Origin of the sequence: Amycolatopsis sp. WAC 04197 (assembly GCF_003947475.1) — a bacterium.
Taxonomy (GTDB): Bacteria; Actinomycetota; Actinomycetes; order Mycobacteriales; family Pseudonocardiaceae; genus Amycolatopsis; species Amycolatopsis japonica.
On record NZ_QHJK01000008.1, the window covers coordinates 19007 to 40156 of the forward strand.

17 protein-coding genes are annotated in these 21150 nt (G+C 68.9%); 8 read left to right on the forward strand and 9 right to left on the reverse strand.

Annotated features, from left to right (window positions below):
* Positions 1–54 precede the first annotated feature (54 nt).
* The gene (locus DMC64_RS27160) at positions 55–2124 is read left to right on the forward strand and encodes an AMP-binding protein (protein ID WP_125735832.1); all 2070 of its coding nucleotides are present in this window, start codon (positions 55–57) and stop codon (positions 2122–2124) included.
* Here the strand turns inward: DMC64_RS27160 and DMC64_RS27165 are convergent.
* Positions 2118–3734 carry an AMP-binding protein gene (locus DMC64_RS27165; RefSeq protein ID WP_125735833.1) on the reverse strand — a complete coding sequence of 539 codons (1617 nt, stop codon included), beginning with the start codon at positions 3732–3734 and terminating at the stop codon, positions 2118–2120. The two genes, DMC64_RS27160 and DMC64_RS27165, sit on opposite strands and share 7 nt — an antisense overlap.
* A 107-nt stretch (positions 3735–3841) precedes the next feature.
* On the opposite strand from DMC64_RS27165, the gene DMC64_RS27170 reads away from it, so the two are divergent.
* Positions 3842–4657, forward strand: a complete 816-nt coding sequence (locus tag DMC64_RS27170) for a helix-turn-helix transcriptional regulator (RefSeq protein ID WP_125735834.1) — start codon at positions 3842–3844, stop codon at positions 4655–4657.
* 1 nt (position 4658) lies between these two features.
* On the opposite strand, the gene DMC64_RS27175 is transcribed toward DMC64_RS27170, so the two are convergent.
* The gene (locus DMC64_RS27175) at positions 4659–5216 is read right to left on the reverse strand and encodes a hypothetical protein (protein ID WP_125735835.1); all 558 of its coding nucleotides are present in this window, start codon (positions 5214–5216) and stop codon (positions 4659–4661) included.
* A gap of 106 nt (positions 5217–5322) precedes the next feature.
* On the opposite strand from DMC64_RS27175, the gene DMC64_RS27180 reads away from it, so the two are divergent.
* Both DMC64_RS27180 and DMC64_RS27185 read left to right on the forward strand, forming a co-directional pair.
* On the forward strand, positions 5323–6300 hold the full coding sequence (locus DMC64_RS27180) for a GlxA family transcriptional regulator (protein WP_125735836.1): 978 nt from the start codon (positions 5323–5325) through the stop codon (positions 6298–6300).
* Positions 6301–6364: 64 nt separating this feature from the next.
* Positions 6365–7351, forward strand: a complete 987-nt coding sequence (locus DMC64_RS27185) for an alpha/beta fold hydrolase (RefSeq protein ID WP_125735837.1) — start codon at positions 6365–6367, stop codon at positions 7349–7351.
* 168 nt (positions 7352–7519) lie between these two features.
* Here DMC64_RS27185 and DMC64_RS27190 read toward each other — a convergent pair whose 3' ends face one another.
* Together DMC64_RS27190 and DMC64_RS27195 are read right to left on the reverse strand one after the other, a co-directional pair.
* Complete coding sequence (locus DMC64_RS27190) at positions 7520–8485, reverse strand: DUF6528 family protein (protein ID WP_125735838.1); 966 nt, start codon at positions 8483–8485, stop codon at positions 7520–7522.
* 79 nt (positions 8486–8564) lie between these two features.
* Positions 8565–9521, reverse strand: a complete 957-nt coding sequence (locus DMC64_RS27195) for a hypothetical protein (protein WP_125735839.1) — start codon at positions 9519–9521, stop codon at positions 8565–8567.
* Between the two features lie 177 nt (positions 9522–9698).
* On the opposite strand from DMC64_RS27195, the gene DMC64_RS27200 reads away from it, so the two are divergent.
* Positions 9699–9974: a dsRBD fold-containing protein gene (locus DMC64_RS27200; RefSeq protein ID WP_233629829.1), complete on the forward strand. Its 276-nt coding sequence runs from the start codon at positions 9699–9701 to the stop codon at positions 9972–9974.
* Between the two features lie 7 nt (positions 9975–9981).
* On the opposite strand, the gene DMC64_RS27205 is transcribed toward DMC64_RS27200, so the two are convergent.
* Positions 9982–11721 (reverse strand): GAF domain-containing sensor histidine kinase, encoded by a 1740-nt coding sequence (locus DMC64_RS27205; RefSeq protein ID WP_125735841.1) that lies wholly within the window; start codon positions 11719–11721, stop codon positions 9982–9984.
* A 129-nt stretch (positions 11722–11850) separates the two neighbouring features.
* Here DMC64_RS27205 and DMC64_RS27210 point away from each other — a divergent pair, with 129 nt between their 5' ends.
* On the forward strand, positions 11851–12828 hold the full coding sequence (locus DMC64_RS27210; RefSeq protein WP_125735842.1) for a nitroreductase family protein: 978 nt from the start codon (positions 11851–11853) through the stop codon (positions 12826–12828).
* A gap of 149 nt (positions 12829–12977) precedes the next feature.
* Here the strand turns inward: DMC64_RS27210 and DMC64_RS27215 are convergent, their stop codons facing one another.
* The gene (locus DMC64_RS27215) at positions 12978–13610 is read right to left on the reverse strand and encodes a response regulator transcription factor (protein WP_037340132.1); all 633 of its coding nucleotides are present in this window, start codon (positions 13608–13610) and stop codon (positions 12978–12980) included.
* 188 nt (positions 13611–13798) lie between these two features.
* Between DMC64_RS27215 and DMC64_RS27220 the strand changes: the two genes are divergently transcribed.
* Together DMC64_RS27220 and DMC64_RS27225 are read left to right on the forward strand one after the other, a co-directional pair.
* Positions 13799–14104 (forward strand): ANTAR domain-containing protein, encoded by a 306-nt coding sequence (locus tag DMC64_RS27220; RefSeq protein ID WP_037338780.1) that lies wholly within the window; start codon positions 13799–13801, stop codon positions 14102–14104.
* Positions 14105–14205: 101 nt separating this feature from the next.
* Positions 14206–14580, forward strand: a complete 375-nt coding sequence (locus DMC64_RS27225; protein ID WP_125736235.1) for a response regulator transcription factor — start codon at positions 14206–14208, stop codon at positions 14578–14580.
* An 8-nt stretch (positions 14581–14588) separates the two neighbouring features.
* On the opposite strand, the gene DMC64_RS27230 is transcribed toward DMC64_RS27225, so the two are convergent.
* Genes DMC64_RS27230 through DMC64_RS27240 form a run of 3 tightly spaced genes read right to left on the reverse strand, consistent with a single transcriptional unit; the run spans position 14589 to position 20913 of the window.
* The gene (locus tag DMC64_RS27230; protein ID WP_125735844.1) at positions 14589–19103 is read right to left on the reverse strand and encodes a HAMP domain-containing protein; all 4515 of its coding nucleotides are present in this window, start codon (positions 19101–19103) and stop codon (positions 14589–14591) included.
* Between the two features lie 17 nt (positions 19104–19120).
* A complete protein-coding gene (locus tag DMC64_RS27235; protein WP_370324874.1) occupies positions 19121–20200 on the reverse strand; it encodes a PAS domain S-box protein in 1080 nt (359 codons plus the stop codon).
* 32 nt (positions 20201–20232) lie between these two features.
* Entirely contained in the window at positions 20233–20913 is a 681-nt protein-coding gene (locus DMC64_RS27240) for a response regulator transcription factor (protein ID WP_125735845.1), read from the reverse strand.
* Positions 20914–21150: the final 237 nt, after the last annotated feature.

Genomic DNA, 21150 nt, shown 5'->3' on the forward strand with positions numbered 1-21150 from the left:
AGGCGCCGGCAGCGGCCCGGTCAACACCCGAACGCGCGTGGTGAGGCGAATCGCATGCGAGACGATGTGGTCCAGGCGAGCTCGATTCTCGGGCATTCCCCCGGCCAGGTTTGGGAAGTGATCGGCGATCCCGAGTCCTACTCGAGGTTCGTCGCGGAGATCAGCTGGTGCGAGCTCCAGCGCCCCGCCGAACGCGGGCGCGGCCCGAAATGCCTTGTCCGGCTGGAACCGCGGCCGGGAACGCTCGTCGTCGGCGAGATCGAGGCGCGGGTCTGGCGGCCGGGCGAGCACGTCGTGTGGTGCGGCGTCGAGAACGACGGCATCTGGGTCTCGGTCGAGCTGCGGCAGGCCCCCGACGGTGGCACCGAACTCCTCGCGCAGTTGATGCTTCCGGCGCCGCACTCGCCTCTCGTGTCCGCCGCGTCCTTCAAACGCACTGTCCGCGCGGCGGCCCGGCGGATCGATCTGCACCTTTCGGGCCGGGCGGCGTCACCTCAGGACGAACCGGCGCACACCAAGGCGACCACGCTGCACACGGCGAGCACGTTGATCAAGGCCGGGGTGCTCGCGGCCGCGCGCCCCGACAAGATCGCGCGGCAGCTCACCTCGCTCTCGCAATGGGGCGCCACCGTCGCCGGCGGCTACTCGGCCAACGCCGCGCGCGTCCCCGATGAAGTCGCGCTGCACGACGAACGCAACGTCCGGACGTTCAAGCAGACGGCCGATCGCAGCAATCAGCTCGCGAACGCGCTGGCGGCCCGCGGCGTCCGCGCCCGTGACCGGATCGCCTTGCTGTGCCGCAATCACGCGACGATGGTCGAGTCGCTGATCGCGTGCAGCAAACTCGGCGTGGACGCGATCCTGCTCAACACCGGCCTTTCCGCCGGCGCCGTCGCGGACGTGATCGGGCTGCACAAACCGGTCGCGGTGCTCGCCGACGACGAGTTCTCACGGATCATCGCCGACATCCCCGGCGATTTCCTCCGGCTGTCCACCTGGCCGGAGACCGAGAACGGCTACCCGACGATCGACCAGTTCATCGCCGGGGTGCCCGCCACCAAACTCAAACCGGTGGACCGGATCGGCAGGCTCGTCGTCCTCACCTCGGGCACCACGGGCACCCCGAAAGGCGCACGACGGCCGACGCCGAAGGGACTGTCGACGTCGGCCGCCATGCTCGACCGGATTCCGCTCCACTCCGGAGACCGCTTCGTCGTGGCCGCACCGCTGTTCCACAGCTGGGGGCTCGCCGGAATGCAGATCGGCATGGCCGTACGGGCTTCGCTGTCGCTGATCCGCCGGTTCGACGCCGAAGAGATCCTGCGGACCATCGCCGAACATCGGTGCGGTGTGCTGTTCGCCGTCCCCATCATGTTGCAGCGCATCCTCGACCTGCCCGAACGGATCCGCAGCCGCTACGACCTGTCTTCGCTGCGGATCGTCGCCAGCAGCGGATCCGCGCTGCCGGGCACGATCGTAACCGAGTTCATGGACACCTTCGGCGACGTCCTCTACAACTTCTACGGCTCCACAGAGGTTTCGTGGGCCAGCATCGCCACCCCCGAGGACTTGCGCGCCGCGCCGACCACCGCCGGCCGCTGCCCGCCCGGCACCCGCGTCGCCATCCTCGACGACGACCACAAGCGGGTCCCGCCGGGCTGGGAGGGACAGATCTTCGTCGGCAACGACATGCTGTTCGAGGGCTACACCGACGGCGCCAGCGTGCCCCGCGCGGAGAACCTGATGGCGACCGGCGACGTCGGCTATCAGGACGCCGCCGGACGGCTCTTCGTCACCGGCCGGGCGGACGAGATGATCGTGTCCGGTGGGGAGAACGTGTCCCCGCGTCCGGTCGAGGAGGCCATCGTCGCCCTGCCCGGCGTCCACGAGGCCGCCGTGATCGGTGTGCCGGATCGCGAGTTCGGGCAACGATTCGCGGCGTACATCGTCCCGAAACGCGGCGCGCGGATGAGCGCGGACGACGTCCGCGCCTACATCCACCACCGGCTGGCCCGTTTCGCGGTCCCGCGGGACGTGTACTTCGTCGAGGAGCTGCCCCGGAACGCGACCGGGAAGGTACTCAAACGGTTGCTACGGGACGAAACCTGGCCGATCGATCAGTAACTCGAATGCTTCTGCCGCAGGAGGAATCGCTGGATCTTCCCGCTGGGCGTCTTGGGCAGCTCCGGCACGAAGCGCACCTCACGCGGATAGGCGTGCGCGGCGAACCGGGTCTTCACCAACTGCTGCAGTTCGGAAACCAGGGCGGCATCGGTGGAAACGCCGTCTCGCGCCACCACGTACGCCACGACCACCTCGCCCCGCAGTTCGTCCGGGACACCGATCACGGCGCATTCGGCCACCGCGGAGTGTTGCTGCAGAACGCTTTCCACGTCGAACGGGCCGATGCGGTAACCCGCCATCAGGATGACGTCGTCGTCCCGTGACGCGAAGGTCAGGTAACCGGAGGCGTCCTTGGCGGCCACGTCGCCGGTGTAGTACCAACGTCCGTCGGGGCTGAACCGCGCGGCGGTGCGCTCGGGCGCGTCGCGGTAGCCCCGGAACCACACCAGCGGACTCGCCGAGAGGTCCAGGGCGACGCGTCCGCGTTCTCCCGGCTCGGCGATCACGTCGGCGTCTTCTCGGAGGACCTCGACCGCAAAGCCCGGCAGGACGCGCCCCATCGAACCGGGTTTGACCTCCGAGCGGAGGTCCGGATGCCACGCGTTGCCGACCACCATGCCGAGTTCCGTCTGTCCATAGTGGTCGTAAACGCCGACGCCGAGCTTCGACGACGCCCACTCCAGGACGTCCGGCGTCAGCGGTTCACCCGCCGACGAACAGTGCTGCAGCCGGAGGCCGTCCGGCACCGGGACGGCCGAGTTCCGGAGCGCGCGGTACACCGTCGGCGCGGCGGCGAAATTGGTGACGCCGAACTTCTCCAGCACCGCCCAGGTCAGTTCGGCCGAGAAACCCGCGTGCAGCAACAGACTCCGCCTGCCGGTCGCCATCGGCGTCATGATCGCGTAGTACAGACCGTAGGCCCAGCCCGGGTCGGCGGCGTTCCAGAAGACGTCGTCGGCGCGGACGTCGAGCGCGAAGTCTTGGTACGCCTGGAAACCCGCGAGCGCGCGGAGCGGAATCGGGACAGCTTTGGGTGTACCCGTGGTCCCGGAAGTGAACAGCTCGACCAAAACCCCGGCCCCACCGGTCTCCGCGGATCCCGGCAGCGGCGCGGCGTCGGCCAGCATCTCGCGGAACGACAGGTCGCCGTCCTCGCCCTCTCCGACCACCACGATCCGCCGCGCCGGATCGACGGGCAGATCGGCGGACGGCGTCAGCTTCGAGCGCTGACCGGCGTCGGCGATGACGACCTTCGTACCGTTGCCGGTGATACGCAACGCGATGGCGGGCGGTGCGAACGCGGTGAACAACGGGACGTGCACCGCACCCAGCCGCCAGATCGCGAGCAGCGCCACCACGAGCTCCGCCGACTTGCCCATCAGCGTCGCCACCCGGTCCCCCGGTCCGACCCCGAGACCGAGCAGCGCCCCGGCGAAGCGTTCGGACTGCTCACGCAGCTCGCCGTAGGTGAGGTCCACACTGGTCAGATCCGCCTCGACCACGGTGAACGCGACCGCCTCCGCCGGATGCCGGTCGCACAACAGCGTCGCCGCACTGGCCCGCTCGTCGTCGTAGACCTCGAGCAACCGCCGGACGTGAGCTTCGGTCATCGTTTCTCCCGGGACGTGGCGAAGGCGTACAGTTCCGGAAATCGTGCGGGCGGGCCCGACCCGCCCACCACCCCCGATCGAGGGGGATCACCGAGGAGGGTGAGCCGATGCCGGTCGACGACGCCCAGCTGCTCGGCGCGGTCTCGGACCTGCGCCGGGACACCGGCCTGCCGGTCGGTTTCGCCGGGATCGCCGGCACCTCACCGCGGATGCGGCTGACCGCGTTCCTCGGCAACCGGGGCACCGCGCTGAACGGCCTGTCCGTCCGCGCGGGCTGCGGTCTCGGCGGCAAGGCGCTCGCGCTGACGAGGCCGGTGGTCGCCAACGACTACCACCGCGCCACCACGATCAGTCACGATTACGACGAGCCGGTCCGGGACGAGGGGATCCACTCGGTGGTCGCCATCCCGGTCGTCGTGCGCCGTCGCGTCCGCGCAGTGCTCTACGGCGGCCTGCGCGACGAGGCGACCCTTTCCGACCGGACGATCACCGCCGCCCTCCACGCCGCGCGCGATCTCGAACAGACGTTGGCCGTCGAGGACGAGATCGAGCAGCGGCTGGCCGAGGCACGACCGCTGGCCGAACACCACGAGGAAGCCGCCCCGCGCGAACGCCTTCGCGAGGTCTACGCGGAGTTACGGGCGCTCTCCGGCCAGCTCGACGACAGCGTTCTCCGCGACCGCCTCGACGCGGTGTGCGAGAACCTCACGGGCGCCGTTTCCCCTGCGCTACACCTGGCGCCGCGGGAGCTCGACACGGTCTCGCTCGTCGCGCTCGGGCTGACGAACGCCGAGATCGCACACCGGCTGGGCCTGACCGCGGAAACGGTCAAGAGCTACCTGCGGGACGCGATGCGCAAACTCGACGCGACCTCGCGGCTGCAGGCCGTCACGCATGCGCGCCGGGCGGGTCTGCTCCCCTGACTCAACCCGCGGGAACCGGCGAAACCGAGGAGATGCAGTACTTGTCGCCCGCCTCTCGCCGGACCTCCATCGTCCCGTTGTAGGGCTCGCTGTGATCCAGGGTGCCGGTCGTCGTCACCAGGATCAGGTCCGGGCTCACCGCACGCGGGTCTTTCGCGCGGAGCGAGGCATTGCGGTCGCCGTACTCCTTCGCCGCCTGGCGGACCTTGTCCTTGGCGTCCGCGCAGGCGGACTCGGCGGCCTTGTCGGGCTCGTCACCGAACACCGCGAGCATGAACTTGCCCGCCAGCACCGGGCCCCAGTCGAGCTGCAGCGGGGTCTGCGTCGCGGAGCTCGAAGACTTGCTGTCGCTCAGCAGGAACCCGGGCGCGACGAACGCGAGGATCACGAAGACGACCACGACGAGCGCGCCACCGCCGGCGATCAAGCCGATCAGCAGCCCGTTGCCCTTCTTCGGCGGCGGGTATCCCTGCTGCGGGTACTGCTGTTGCGGATATTGCTGCTGGGGGTACTGCTGCGGATGCCACTGCGGTCCTTGCGGTCCCTGCGGATACGACATCGACGGTTCCTTCCCCCGGTCAACCTGGTGCGCGAGGAATCTACCGTCCCCTTCGGACAGTCGAAAACCGGCTCCACCGCGGGTCCGGTCTCCCTAGAATCGCCCCATGAGACGGCTGGCCGTGGTGGTCTTCAACGGGGCGTCGCTCGGCGCGATGTCCTTCGCGTTCGGGGTGTTCGAGATGGCTTCGGCCTTCGGGGAGCTGCCCGACCTCGACCTCAGGGTCGTCGGCGGTGAACCCGGCACCGCCTTGCGAGGCGGCGGCCTGACCGTCCCGGTCCCCGAAGACCTCGACGCGGTCCGGGACGCGGACTTGGTGCTGGTCCCCAACTGGCGGTCGCCGATGGAGGATCCGCCGGAAGCGGCGCTGGCGGCTCTCCGCTCGGCGCACGACCGTGGTGCCCGGGTCGCCGGACTGTGCAGCGGAGCCTTCGTGCTGGCCGCCGCCGGGCTGCTCGACGGCCGCCCCGCGACCACGCACTGGGCGATGGCGCCGCTGCTCGCGGCCCGGTTCCCCGCCGTCCGCCTCGACGAGTCGGTGCTCTACATCGACGACGGCGACATCCTCACCGCGGGCGGTGGCGCGGCGGGGATGGACCTCGGCCTGCACCTGATCCGCTCCTGGTGCGGCGCGGAGGTGGCGAACCGGCTGGCGAAGGGCATGGTCGTCCCGCCGCATCGGCCGGGTGGGCAGGCGCAGTACATCGAATCGCCGATGCCGGAACTCGACGAGGGCGACCCGGTGTCGGAGACGATGGCCTGGGCGCTGACCAGGCTGGACACCGCGCTCCCGGTCGACGAACTCGCCAGGCGGGCGCATATGAGCAGACGCAACTACGACCGCCGGTTCCGCGAGATCACCGGCGCCGCACCCGGCACTTGGCTCACGCATCAGCGCGTCATCCGGGCACAGCAGTTGCTCGAATCCACCGATCTCCCGGTCGACGAGATCGCCAGGTACTGCGGGTTCTCCTCGTCGGCCGCGCTCCGGCCGCATTTCCGCCGCCAGGTCGGGGTCACGCCGGTGTCGTATCGGGAGACGTTCGGGACCAGGCTGGGCGTGCCGGAACCCATCCTGTCCTGAAACTGATCCTGGTTGGCGAAAACACCACTCACGGCGGGCGCCGCGACCGGGCCACGATCAGGACATGACCGAAAACAGCCGTTCCTTCCTCAACCGCCGGTCCATGCTCACCCTCGGCGCGGGGGCCGCGGCCGCGCTGGTGGCCTCGGGTGGCGTCGCCGAGGCGAGCCGGCCCACCGCGACCGACGCCGAACTCGCGCGGTCGCTGCCCGGCGGCTTCCGCAGCGAGTACGCCCAGGTCAACGGGGTCCGGCTGCATTACGTCGCCGGCGGCCGGGGCGAACCGCTGATCCTGCTGCCGGGCTGGCCGGAGACCTGGTGGCAGTACCGCAAGGTCATGCCGGAGCTGGCGAAGCGGTATCGCGTGATCGCCGTCGACCTGCGGGGAATGGGCGGCTCGGACAAGCCACAAGGCGGGTACGACAAGAAGACGATGGCCCGCGACATCTTCGAGCTCGTCCGCGCGCTGGGCCACCGGCAGGCCCATATCGCCGGACACGACATCGGCGCCATGGTCGCGTTCGCCTTCGCCGCCAACCACGCCGACGCCACGAAGACCGTCACCCTCATGGACGTCTCGCACCCCGACGAGAGCCTGTACCAGCTCCCGATGCTGGCCCCGCCCGGGCAGCCGGTGAACGTCTGGTGGTTCGCCTTCAACCAGGTCGCGACGCTGCCCGAGCAGCTGCTGGCCGGCCGGTCGCGGTTCCTCGTGGACTGGATGCTCGACCACCTGGCGGCCGACCCGGCCTCGATCGGGAGCCGGGACCGGGCGATCTACGCCGCCGCGTACGACCGCCCGGATGCCATCCGCGCCGGGAACGGCTGGTATCAGGCGTTCGGCCAGGACATCGAGGATCAGAAGGCGTACGGGAAGATCACCGCGCCGATGCTCGGGCTGGGCTCGGAGTTCAACTACGACTACCTCGCCGCGGTCCTGCCGTCGAAGGCGGCCGACGTCCGGGTGCGGAAGGTCTCCGGTTCCGGGCATTTCGTCGCCGAGGAGCAGCCGCGGACCGTCATCGACGAATTGCGGACCTTCCTCGGGTGAGGCGTATACCCCGAATGGGTCAACGCCGCGCGCCGAACGACCCGATTCACTCGGTCAGGTGAAAGACGCGGCGAGGCGTCATTCTCGCGGCGAGGGCCCCTCTTCTCTGGTGTGTCGGTACCGGCCGGGCAGCCCCCCGAACGGCCGGTACCGACATGGAAGTTCAGCTCAACCGATCCACCAGCGGGCCTTGTAGATCCACGCGCCGTGCAGCGCCAGCTCGGCGCGTGGAAAGGCCAGCCGGACGGTGTCCGTGCACCAGGTGCACAGGTGACCTTCCTGGACCGAGGCCGTCAGGATCCGGCCGGTCCGCGGGTTCGTCGAAACGCTCTTCACATGCGGCCGGTCGATCTCACGAGCGCCCGCGTAGCGCTGGGTGAACCCGCTACTCGTCTTCGAGAATTGGTACACCCCCGCTTCCGTCGTCACCCACAGCAGATCCGGCCGGTTCGGGACCGGCTGGAGGTCGTGCCCGCCCTTGGTCGGTACCGGGACGGACCGCTGCTCGGTGAGCACCGGAGCGGCGGGCGTCCCGCCGACGCTCAACGCGACGAGCGCGTCGGTGCCCAGGGCCCACAACACGTTCCGTCCGGCGTCCCACACCACGCCGTGCGCCCCCACCAGACGGTATTCGGCGTAGGTCGTCGAACGCTGCCCCTGCGAGGCGGTGTAGACCCGCACCCAGCCGCCGGTGCTGGCCGCCACCGCGACGTTCCCGTCCGGCAGCAGTTCGATGCTGTGCGGATTGGCGGGGCCGCCCACGTTCGCGGCCCAGTACGCCCGGTCGCCCGCCGGATACGGCACGACCGCGGCGAAACCACCCGACGCCGACGTCAGCAGGTACTTCTCGCCGTCTCGTTCGGCGAGCTTCGCGTCGCTCGGATTGCTCCAAGAGCCGGCCAGATCCGCCAGCCCGTTGGCGGCGTTCGGCGCCCACGCCCAGCTCACCTTCCGCTCCCGCCAGGAGGCCCGGTCGGCGGGCAGGACCAGGATGCGCTTGGACGCCTGCTCGGTGATGACGATCGAGCCGCTCTCGCGCCCGGCGGCGTCCGCGTCCGCCACGGCCGGCGCGGACGCCGCGACCGAAAGGCCGGCGATGGCCAGCGCCACCAAGGATTTCCGCATGATCTTCATATCCAGAACCGAACCCGTCCGGGATGACGGGTGGGTGGCGGCGATCGGAAACGTGGATGTCGGCGAGGTGACCCCGGGATCAGAGGCTCGCCTCGGACCGCCGGAACAGCACTTCACCGATCGGACGGCGGGCCGTCATCGCAGCCGGGCGGCCGTACCCGAAGCGCAACACCGCGTGCGGACGGCCGAGGTCGGCGAAGACCCGGTCCATCGCCGCCCGGGTCTCCGGGGTTTCGAACGGCCTGCCGACGAACGACGTCGCGAGACCGGCGGCCGTCGCGGTCAGCAGTACCCGCTGCAGCACCATTCCCGCCCGCAGATCCGCGGCGGGCCCGCCGGCGGCGGTGAGGACCGCGCCGAGCACCGGCTCACCGCCTTCGGGTTCGGCGGCGATGAAGGACTCCTGCGCGGGAATGCCGTGCGGTGACGGCGGTCTGGTCGGTGCCTGGACGCCGTCCGGCGCGTGGGCCGTCCGCCGCGTCCACAGCGCGACCTCCGCCTGGAACGCGCCGTTGCGGGCCTGCGCGGCCTCTGCCCGGTGCAGTACGCGCGCGACCGCGTTCGCCCGGTCGCCGCGGCCGAACAGTTCCAGCAGCCCGCCTTCCACCAGTGCGGCAGCGCGCAACGTCGTCCGCGCCCAGACCGGCACCGGCCGATCCGCGAACGGACGGCGGTTCGTGTGACGGCGGAAGACGACCTCGGCCAACTTCCGTTCCTCCGGCGACGAGAACCGGTCGCCGCCGATCACGAGTTCGGCGAGCAGGTCCGGCTCCTCCGGCTTCGGGACCAGCCGCAGCGAGACGGTCTTGCCGTTGGACCGCAACGAAATGATCAGGTTGAACAACGCGGCGCCGCACGAAAGCCGCGCCTCGCGGGCGTCCGGGTCGGCGATCCGGAGCACCCTGGCGCGATCGAGCCACACTTCGATCCGCCCTCGGTCGACGACGAACCGCCACGGCTGGGTGTTGAGCGGGGACGGCGCACGGACGGCCGCCGCCACCGCCTGGTCGACATGGGTCGGTAACGGGATCTTCATCGTGTGCTCCCGAGGAAAGGGGTTGATCCACCATCGGCCGGGGTACCCGGCGACCGCAGCGGCCGCCGGTCACGAGTTCCGAGGACTTTCGCCCCCGATTAGCGGAGAGCGAGGACCAAGGACCCTGTGCCACGGACGGCCCCGATGAGAGTCTCTATGACCGGAACGGAGCCCACGATGACGGACAAATGGACCATCGACGTGTCCCTGCAGCACGAGCCGTACCGGGTACGCGCGGAAGCATTGCTCCGTCTCGAGGACGGCGGCGAGTTCGTCGGCGTCGGAATCGCGGAGGCCGGGTTGAGAAACGGTGCGACCTCCCAGATCGGTTCCTATCTCGCCGTGACGCGGGCGCTTTCGGACCTCACCGCGGAACTGCTGGAGACCGTCGCCTCCGACGTCGCCCGCTCGGTCGAAGTCGACGGGCTCCTCGCCACGCAGTCGACGAACTGAACCCCGGTCAGCGCAAGGGGGCGGACCAGTCGATCCTGGTTCCGCCCCCTTCGCGCGTCTCGGCCCGGAACGTCCCACCTGCCTTCTCGGCGCGATCACGAAGATTCCGCAACCCGCCGAAACCGCCGGACTCGCCGATCCCGGTGCCGTCGTCGGTGACCACGATCCGCAAGACGTCGTCCTTCACCGCGACGCTCACCGAAACGCCGCTCGCCCGCGCGTGCCGGACCACGTTGCCGACCGTCTCCCGTACCACCGCCTCGGCGTGTTCGGCGAACGAGAGCGGGATCGAGTCGAGCGGCCCGGACAGGCTGACCGTCGGATGCAGTGGGGTGTCGTCGGTCAGTTCGGTGATCGAGTCGTAGAGGCGATGCCGCAGCCGCACCCCCTGCTGGCCCGCCTCGCCGCCGTGGAGGTCGAAGATCGCCGTGCGGATCTCGTGCACGATCTCGTGCATCTGGTCGATGCTCTCGCCGATCCGCCGCCGCAGTTCCGGCGAATCCGCGCGGCGGTGGGTGCTCTGCATGGCGAGACCGACCGCGAACAGCCGCTGGATGACGTGGTCGTGCAGATCCCTGGCGATCCGGTCCCGATCGGCGAGCACGTCGAGCTCCCTGGCGGTGCGCTGCCGCGCGGCCAGCTGGAGCGCGAGCGCCGCCTGGTCGGCGAACGAGGCCACCACGGGCAGCTGGGCGAGCTCGAACGGGACCGCGCCCGGATTCCGCACCGCCATCAGCACCCCGGACGTCCGTTCCCGCGCGCGAAGCGGCACGACGAGCGTCGGGCCGAGGCCGATCTCCCCGTCGGGACCTAGTACCAGTTCCGGCACGCTGCGCGGGGTCCGGTCTCGGTAGACCGCCCCCGGCAACGACGTGGCGACACTGATCCGCACCCCCGTCAGCTCCGCCGCCCGCGCGCCCGCGCACACGGCGATGGTGAGCTCGTCGGCCTCGTCCTCGCCGTCCGGGCTGACGTCGAGCCTGCCGGAACCGGGCAGTGCCAGCAAAGTGAGATCGGAGCCGGTGAGTTCGAGCGCCCGGCCGGCGATCAGGTTGAGCGCGTCGACGGGGTCGGTGCCGCCCAGCAGTTCCGTGGTCACCTCGCTGGTGGCCGCCTGCCACCGCTGGCGGATCCGCGTCTGCTCGTACAGGTGGGCGTTCTCGATGGCTATCCCGGCCGCGGCGGCGAGCGCCTGGACGACCACCTCGTCGTCGTCGGTGAAACTTTCCCCGCGTTTCTCGGTCAGGTAGAGATTTCCGAACACCTCGTCGCGAACCCGGATCGGCACGCCGAGGAACGAACGCATCGGCGGATGGCACGGCGGGAACCCGACCGACGCGGGATGCCGGGAGATGTCGGCCAGGCGCACCGGTTTCGCCTCGTCGATGACGAAACCCAGCAGTCCGTGACCTTTCGGGAGATGCCCGATCTGTTCCTTCGTTTCGCCGTCGATGCCGTGATAGACGAATTCGGCGAGCGAACCGTCGTCCGCGATCACCCCGAGCGCGCCATAAGTCGCTTCGCCGAGATCGATCGCCGCCTGCACGATCCGGTGCAGCGTCGTGTCCAGCTCCAGCCCCGACGCGACCGCGAGCACCGCTTCGAGCAGGCCGTCCATCTTGTCGCGGGTGCCGATGAGCCGTTCGATGCGGTCCTGGAGATCCCGCAGCACCTCACGAACCTTCAGCTGGGACAGCGCGCCGGTGATCCGGTCGTCGCTTCCGCCCAGCCGGTCATGAGCCGACATCCTGCTCCGCCTCCGAAGATCGGGACGACTCCCGGCCGTGGTGACTTTCTCCTCTTTCGGCCCCGCACCGCGGGCGGGACCGTCTCATCAGACAACCGTATTGCCCGTGGCGCAGCGGCGGGGGAAACCATGACCATACAAGTCACCAGGGTCGGACGTTTGAACTCCGAACAGGTGAATTCCGTGCTCCGGTCGGCCATGCTGGCCCCGTCGACGCACAACACCCAACCGTGGCTTTTCCGGTGCACCGGCACCGGGATCGAGGTGCACGCCGATCCGCGCCGTATTTTACCCGTCACGGATCCGGACGGACGCGAACTCGTGCTCTCGTGCGGCGCCGCCCTGTTCACCCTCCGGACGGCGATTCACGCACTGGGCTTCCATCCGGCGACGACCCTGATGCCCAGCCGCGCCGATCCCGATCTGCTGGCCGTCGTCCGCCCGCTCGCCGAACGCATGCCCGATCAGAAGGTCGTGCGGCTTGCCCGGGCGATCCCCCGTCGTCGGACCAACCGGCGGCCGTTCCTTTCCAGCGTCGTCCCGAAACCGACGCTCACCGCGCTCCGCCACGCCACCGAACTCGAACACGCGTGGATGCCGAACCTCGACGCCGAACAGTGCCGTCTCCTGCACGACCTCACCGCCCGCGCCCGCCGGGAGCAACTCGCCGACCCCGCCTTCCTCGCCGAACTCGGCCGCTGGACCGGACTGGGCGCGAACACCCGCGACGGTGTGCCGTCCTATGCGATGGAAGGCAGCCCCGCCGACGAAAGCTGGCTCCTCGACGAATTCGGCGACGCGACCGGTGATCCGCGGCCCGCCCCGCTCGTGGTGGCGATCGGATCGCTGACCGACGACCGGCTCGACCGGCTGCAGGCAGGCCAGGCCCTGCAACGGGTGCTGCTCACCGCGACCGCCACGGGTCTCGACGCCTCGTTCATCTCGCCGCCGATCATGGTCCGCGAGGCCCGTGCCGAACTGCGGCGGATCCTCGGCTGCGGGGTGTGGCCGCAGGTGCTGTTGCGGGTCGGCTACGGCTCGCCGCTGCCGTGGACGCCGCGCCGGCCGCTGGACGACGTGCTGCTCGATACGCTCATTTCCGCTTGAGCCGCGCGGCCCCGCCCTGTGTCATGAACGACCCTTTCAGGACATCCCGCACCTCGCGCATGTCAGGAAAGGATCGTTCATGACGTTTTTCGTCCTGAACGCCCCTTTCCTGACATGCGGTGCCGAGCGAGGATCGCGACTCGAAAGCGTCACTGCCGCCGCAGTTCCGTCGCCAGCACCGCCGCCTGGGTCCGCCGCTGCATCCCGAGTTTCGTCAGCAACCGCGACACGTAGTTCTTCACGGTCTTCTCGGCGAGGAACATCCGTTCGGCGATCTGCCGGTTCGTCAGCCCCTCGCCGATCAATTCCAGCAACGTGCGTTCCTGATCGGAGAGGCCCGCCAGCGGGCCCTTCTTGGCGGCGTCGTCGCGGAACTTCGCCATCAGCGTCGCGGCGGCCCTCGCGTCCAGCAGCGACCTGCCGAGGCCGACCTCCTTGACCGCCGCCACCAGGTCCATCCCGCGGATGTCCTTGATGACGTACCCGCTCGCGCCCGCCATGATCGCGTCCAGCATCGCCTGCTCGTCGGTGTACGACGTCAGCATCAGGCATTTCAGTTCCGGCATCCGGGATCTCAGTTCCCGCGCGAGTTCGACGCCGTTGCCGTCCGGCAGCCGTACGTCGAGCACCGCGACGTCCGGCCGCAGCGCCGGGATCCTCGCCAGCGCTTGGGAAAAGGTCGCGGCCTGCCCGACGACGCACAGGTCGGCCTCCTCCTCGAGCATGTCGGCGACCCCTCGACGGACCACCTCGTGGTCGTCGACCAGAAACACCCGGAGCATCACGACCTCCACGGTTTCCCCTCCTCGGCTGAGCGTACGGTGCACGGCCGGTCACTGCGACAGGCCAAAGGGCCCTGTTCGGCGCCCGTTCGAGTGGCTGCCACCGTCCGGACCAGGTTCATTTGCATCAGCCGGGTCAGGACGTTTTGTTCTTCCCGGAGCAGTCACGCCGCTGCGACGATCGCTTCATGTCCGAGACCACGCTTTCGCCTACCCCGTCGCCCGGCTCTCCCGACCCGGCCGACGACCTCGTGGCGATGCGCAACCGCATCCGCTTCTACCGTGCCCGCGCCGAGCAACTCCAGTACGCCCTGGATCACCGGCTTCCGATCGAGCAGGCGAAAGGGATCCTCGCCGAGCGCTACCAGATCGACATCGACGCCGCGTTCGAACTGCTGCGTTCGTTCTGCCGCAACAACAACATGAAGATCCACGACGTCGCGAGGACGCTCATCGAGCAGCCGAGCGAGGGCGACCGCCGGATCTCTTGCTGAGTCACGCCATGTTCGGCGGGGGGCCCGCGACCACCACCGGCGCCGCAGACCGCGCGGGCACGGACTGGGTGATGAACCGAACGCCGCCCCCCAGACTTCGGGTGCTCGTCGCGGACGACAACCCGGTCATCGGCGACGCCCTGCGTGCCCTGCTGGATTCCGAGCCGGACATCGAAGTCGTCGCGGTCGCGATGGACGCCGGCGAGGCGGTCGCACTCGCCGAGCTGCTGTCCCCCGAGGTCGCCGTGCTGGACGTCCGGATCCCCGGTGGCGGCGGCGCGTGGATGGCGCGGGAGATCCGGCGCCGGGTGCCCCATACACGGTTGATGGCGTTCTCCGCGCACAGCGACACCCGATCCATCGCCCAGATGGCGTCCGCGGGCGTCACCGAGTACCTCGTGAAGGGCAGTCCCAACACCGAGATCGTCGCGGCTATCCGCCGCATCTGCGCGAACAGCGCCAACGGGACCGAGTAGCCAGGACTTCAATCCGTGAGCCAGCGTTCCATACAAGCCAGGAGTTCCTCCGCGTTCACGGGCTTGGTCACGTAGTCGCTCGCCCCGGCGGCGAGGCTCTTCTCGCGGTCCCCCTCCATCGCCTTCGCGGTGACGGTGATGATCGGCAGGCCGGCGAACTTCGGCATCTCGCGGATCGCCGCCGTCGTCGCGTGACCGTCCATCTCCGGCATCATCACGTCCATCAGGATCAGGTCGATCCCGTCGTCGGCCAGCAGTTCCTCGATACCCTTGCGGCCGTTGGGCGCGTGCACGACCGAAAGTCCGTGCAGTTCGAGCATTCCCGAGATGGCGTAGACGTTGCGGGCGTCGTCGTCGACGAGCAGCACCTTGCGCCCCTGGAGCCTCGCCGGTCCGGCGGGCGGATCGGACGGCTGGTCCGAGGCGGGCACGGTCTCCACCAGGCTCACCTCGGGCTGGCGCATCAGCGGCAGGATGCCTTCGAGTTCGCTGGCCGAGATGTGCAGCATGATCCGCTCCCGCAGCATGTCCAGCGACGGCAGGAGTTCGACGGGATGCACCCGCGCGTGTCCGTGCAGCAAGCGGTCCTGTGCGGCGCTGAGCTTGCGGGTCGCGTACGCCAGCACCGGGACTTCGACCGGATCCGGACCGTCGACGAGCCGTTTGAGGAACGTCAAGGCGCTCGTCCCGGGGATGCTGGTGTCGAGCACGACGCAGCGGTAGCTGTCGCGTTTCAGTTCCTCGAACGCCTCCGCCGGATCCGACACGGCACGGACCTGGACCGAGCCGTGGCTGTCCGCGATGTCGGCCGCGACCCCGCGGGCGAGCAGGGTCAGCAGACTGTTCTGCTCGCTCTCCACCACCAGTACCCGTCGTTCCGCGGCGGAGTTGTCCACAGTGGACTCTTCGAGGCTCACGGGCGCGGTGAACCTGGCGACCGGCAGGTAGAGGGTGAACGTGCTGCCGGTTCCCAGGACACTGTCCGCCCGGATCTCACCGCCGAGCAGATAGGCGACCTCGCGGCTGATCGACAGGCCGAGCCCGGTGCCGCCGTACTTGCGGCTGGTGGTGCCGTCGGCCTGCTGGAAGGCGCCGAAGATCGAATCGAGGTTCTCCTCGGCGATCCCGATCCCGGTGTCGGTGACGCTGAAGGCCACCAGGGACTCGTGCGTGGGCCCTCCGGCCGGCGAAACGATGGTGTCGACCAGTTTGACCCGGAGCTCGACGCTGCCGTCTTCGGTGAACTTGACCGCGTTCGACAGCAGGTTCCGCAGCACCTGCCGCAGCCGCTGCTCGTCGGTGAACAGCAACTCCGGCACGTTGGGTTCGACGGTGACCTGGAAGTCGAGCCCCTTCTCGGCGGTCAGCGGCCGGAACGTCGTGCCGACGTAGTCGAGCAGCTGGCGCAGCGGGAACGGCTCGTGGTGGATGTCCATCTTGCCCGCCTCGACCTTCGACAGGTCGAGGATGTCGTTGATCAGCTGCAGCAGGTCGGTGCCCGCGGACTGGATGACCTTCGCGAACTCGACCTGTTTGGGCGTCAGGTTCTGGGTGGAGTTCTGCGAGAGCACCCCGGCGAGGATCAGCAGGCTGGTCAACGGCGTCCGGAGTTCGTGCGACATGTTGGCCAGGAACTCCGACTTGTACTTCGACGCCAGCGCGAGCTGCTGCGCGCGTTCCTCGATCTCCTGGCGCGCCTGCTCGATTTCGAAGTTCTTCACCTCGATGTCGCGGTTCTGCCGGGCGAGCAGTTCGGCCTTCTCCTCCAGTTCCGCGTTGGACACCTGCAGCTTCGCCTGCTGCGCTTGCAGCTCCTCGGAGCGGGCCTGCAGTTCCTCGGCGAGCCGCTGGGATTCCTCCAGCAGGGAGTCGGTCCGCGCGTTGGCGATGATCGTGTTGACGTTGACCCCGATGGTCTCCATCAGCTGTTCGAGGAAGTCCTTGCGGACGGCGGTGAACTCACCGAACGACGCCAGTTCGATGACGCCGAGCACCTGGTCCTCGAAGACGATCGGCAGCACGATCAGGGTGACCGGCGGGGCCGAGCCGAGACTCGACGAGATCTTCACGAAGCCCGGTGGCGTCCGGTCGACCACGATCGGTTTCTTGGTCTGCGCGGCCTGCCCGATCAGCGACTGCCCCATCGCGAAATCCGAGGGCGCGTCCGGGGCCTCGCTGTGCCCGTAGCTGGTGATCAGCCGCAGCCGGGTGCCGCTCTCCCCCGGTTCGGTGAGGAACAACGTGCCGTGCTGGGCGCCGACCAGCGGGGTCAGCTCGTTCATGATCAGCGTGGCCACCACCCGCAGGTCCCGGTGCCCCTGCATCAGGCCCGATATCCGGGCCAGGTTGGTGTTGAGCCAGTCCTGTTCCTCGTTCGCCCGCGTGGTCTCGCGCAGCGACTGGACCATCGCGTTGATGTTGTCCTTCAGCTCCGCGACCTCGCCCTGCGCCTCGACGGAGATCGACCGCGTCAGGTCGCCGGTCGCCACCGCGCTGGTCACCTCGGCGATCGCCCGGACCTGCCGGGTCAGGTTCCCGGCGAGCTCGTTGACGTTCTCCGTCAGCCGCTTCCAGGTACCCGAAACGCCTTCGACCTCGGCCTGACCGCCGAGCCGTCCTTCGCTGCCGACCTCACGGGCGACGCGCGTGACCTCCGCGGCGAACGCGGAAAGCTGGTCGACCATCGTGTTGATGGTGGTCTTGAGCTCCAGGATCTCGCCGCGCGCGTCGACGTCGATCTTGCGGGACAGGTCTCCCTGCGCGACCGCGGTGGTCACCTGGGCGATGTTGCGGACCTGGCCGGTGAGGTTGTTCGCCATCGAGTTGACGTTGTCGGTGAGGTCCTTCCACGTCCCGGCGACGTTCGGCACCCTGGCCTGCCCGCCGAGGATGCCCTCGGTGCCGACCTCCCGCGCCACGCGGGTGACCTCGTCCGCGAAGGCGGACAGCGTGTCGACCATCGTGTTGATCGTCTGCGCGAGCGCGGCGACCTCGCCCTTGGCCTCGACGGTGATCTTCTGGGACAGGTCACCCCTCGCGACCGCGGTCGCCACCTGGGCGATGGAGCGCACCTGATCCGTCAGGTTGTCGGCCATGACGTTGACCGACTCGGTCAGGCCCTTCCACGTGCCCGACACGCCCTTGACGTCCGCCTGACCACCCAGCCGCCCCTCCGTACCCACCTCGCGGGCGACCCGCGTGACCTCGTCGGCGAACGACGACAACTGGCCGACCATCGTGTTGATGGTGTCCTTGAGCTCCAGGATCTCGCCCCGCGCGTCGACGCGGATCTTCTGCGAGAGGTCGCCCTTCGCGACCGCGGTGGTGACCTCGGCGATGGACCGCACCTGATCCGTCAGGTTGTCGGCCATGACGTTCACGGACTCGGTCAGGCCCTTCCAGGTACCCGACACACCCTTGACGTCCGCCTGGCCACCGAGCCGCCCTTCGGTGCCGACCTCGCGGGCCACGCGGGTGACCTCGTCGGCGAACGACGACAACTGATCCACCATCGTGTTGATCGTGTTCTTCAACTCCAGGATCTCGCCCCGCGCGTCCACGGTGATCTTCTGCGAAAGATCACCCTTCGCCACCGCCGTGGCCACCTGGGCGATGGAGCGCACCTGCGCGGTGAGGTTGCCGGCCATGAAGTTCACCGACGTCGTCAGATCCCGCCACGTCCCCGCCACCCCGGGCACCTGGGCCTGCCCGCCGAGCGCGCCCTCGGTGCCGACCTCGCGCGCGACACGGGTGACCTCGTCGGCGAACGACGACAACTGATCCACCATCGTGTTGATCGTGTTCTTCAACTCCAGGATCTCGCCCCGCGCGTCGACCGTGATCTTCTGCGAAAGATCACCCTTCGCCACCGCCGTGGTGACCTCGGCGATGGACCGCACCTGATCGGTCAGGTTGCCAGCCATGAAGTTCACCGACGTCGTCAGATCCCGCCACGTGCCGGCGACCCCGGGGACTTCCGCCTGACCGCCCAGCCGTCCCTCGCTGCCGACCTCGCGAGCGACTCGCGTGACCTCGTCGGCGAACGACGACAACTGATCCACCATCGTGTTGATCGTGTTCTTCAGTTCGAGCATCTCGCCTTTGACGTCGACGGTGATCTTCTGCGAGAGATCGCCCTTCGCCACCGCGGTCGCGACCTCGGCGATGTCACGGACCTGGCCCGTGAGGTTGCCCGCCATCGCGTTCACCGAATCGGTGAGGTCCTTCCACGTTCCCGAAACCGAGGGCACCGCCGCCTGGCCGCCGAGCTTCCCGTCGGTCCCCACCTCGCGCGCGACCCGGGTGACCTCTGAGGTGAACAGCGCCAGCTGATCGACCATCCCGTTGAAGACGACCGCCATCTCGTCCATCAGGACGTCGTCCACCTGGGGCAGGCGGGTGCTGAAATCGCCGTCGCGAACGGCTTTCAGCCCCTCCAGCAGCCGCTGCAGGCCTTGGTCGTCGATCGTCCCGCCCACCCGGACCACTTCTCTCGTCCCGCGTTTGCTTCCCGGTTCCGGCATCGAAGTGCCTCCTTCGTTCATGTCCGCGAGGGTCCGGGAGGGCCCAGCGGAATCCAGAAGGTCACCGAAGTACCTTCGCCCGGCCTGCTGGAGATCCGGAACCAGCCTTGCGCCGCTTCCGCACGTTCACGCATCGACGCCATTCCGATGTGCTCGCCCGACAAGGTCCCGTGCGCGTTCTCGCCGTCCGGTTTCAGCCCGTCGCCGTCGTCGGCGATCTTCACCAGCAGACCGCCGTCCTGTTCGGTCAGCGAGACCACGACGGTGCGGGCGTTCGCGTGTTTGCGCACGTTCACCAGCGCCTCCTGAAGAATCCGGAAGGCGGTGACGACGAGGTCGGGCGGCGGTGTGACAGCGAGATCGTGCCGCAGGGTGCAGTCGAGACCCCAGCCGGCGACGACCTCGTCGAGATAGTCGCGGACGGAAGCGATCAGATCTTCGTCGTTCAGCGCGGGCGGGCGCAATTGGGCGACGAGGATCCGTAATCGTCGGATGGCCCCCTGAATCGCTTCGTCGAGTTGCATCAAAGCCGGATCACGCCGTTGTGCGGCGAGCATCTGCAACCGCATGCTCACCGCGATCATCGACTGAATGGAATCGTCGTGAACATCCCACGCGATACGGCGACGTTCGGTTTCCTGTGCGCGGACCAAATGCGCGAACGCCTGTCGCCGTTCGGTCCTTTCCTCCAGTGTTTTCCGGCGTTCGGTGAGATCACGGGTGACCTTTCCGAAACCGACGAGGCCGCCCTGTTCGTCGCGCAACGCGGTGATCACGGTGTTGGCCCAGAACCGCGACCCGTCACGGCGGACACGCCAGCCCTCGTCCTCGTGGCTCCCCATCTCCGCGGCGACCAGCAGTTCCGCCGCGGGTTTGCCGTCGGCGACGTCGCCCTCGGTGTAGAAAACGGAGAAATGGCGGCCGAGGATCTCCTCCTGGGAGTACCCCTTGATCCGTTCCGCCCCCGGGTTCCAGCTGATCACCCGCCCGTCGGCGTCCAGCAGGTAAATGGCGTAGTCGGCCACGCTGTGCATGAACAACTCGAAGAGCACAGCGCTGCGGTGATCAGGCGTCTGTTCCGATGGCAGCATGGCCATAGTGCAGCTTGGCACTCGGATACGTCTCCCCGCTACGGCCGTTCGAGGAGGCCATTCTTACGTGCGTGCACCACCGCTTCGAGTTTCGAATGGGTCCCGGTCTTCACCAGGATCCGCTGCACGTGATTCCGCACGGTATTCCGCGCCAGCCGCAGTTCTTCGGCGATCCGGTCGGTCCCGGCGCCTTCGGCGATCAATCCCAGCACCTGCCGTTCCCGCAGGGTCAGCACCGGGCCGATCCGGCCCGAACCGCCGCCCAGCATGGCCAGCGCACCACTGAGCAATTCCGGGTCGATGACCATGTCGCCCGCCGCGATGGTCCTGATCGCGGTGATCAGCTCGTCGAGGAGACCGGATTTCAACAGCAGCCCGGCCCCGCCGACCTCGAGGATCCTGGCGACGATGGCGCTGTTGGCGTCGCCGGTCAGCACCAGCACCCGGCTCGACGGCGAGACCGCGCGGAACCCGGCGATCGCCTCGATCCCGTCGCCGTCCGGGAGCCGCCGATCGAGGAGCACGATGTCGGGCCGGTGTTCCTCCGCCGCGATCATCCCGTGGGCCAGGGACTCCACGGACGCCACCAGGTCGATCTCCGGGAACTCCTCGAAGGCCGCGCCGAGTGCTTCGGCCACCATTTTGTGGTCCTCGACGAGCAGCACCCGGATCGGGGCCGCGGCCGGGGGCATGGGCTGCGGGGAGTTCGGGTTCGGCATGCACCTTCTCCGTCGATCGTGGTCTCGCCGGACCATTGTCCGGCAGATTCCCGGAAATCAATCCTGCCCACGGCCGTATTCACCCGCGTGCGGATTCGCGATCGGCGCGCCGGCGCATTGTCCCACCGCCGCCGCCCCGGCCGTCCTTTCGACGCCAACCCGTGACCCGCCGTACCCGTCCGGCGACCGAGTGGGGTCTTTGTGCCCTCGATGGCACAACCTTCGGCGCTGACCGGA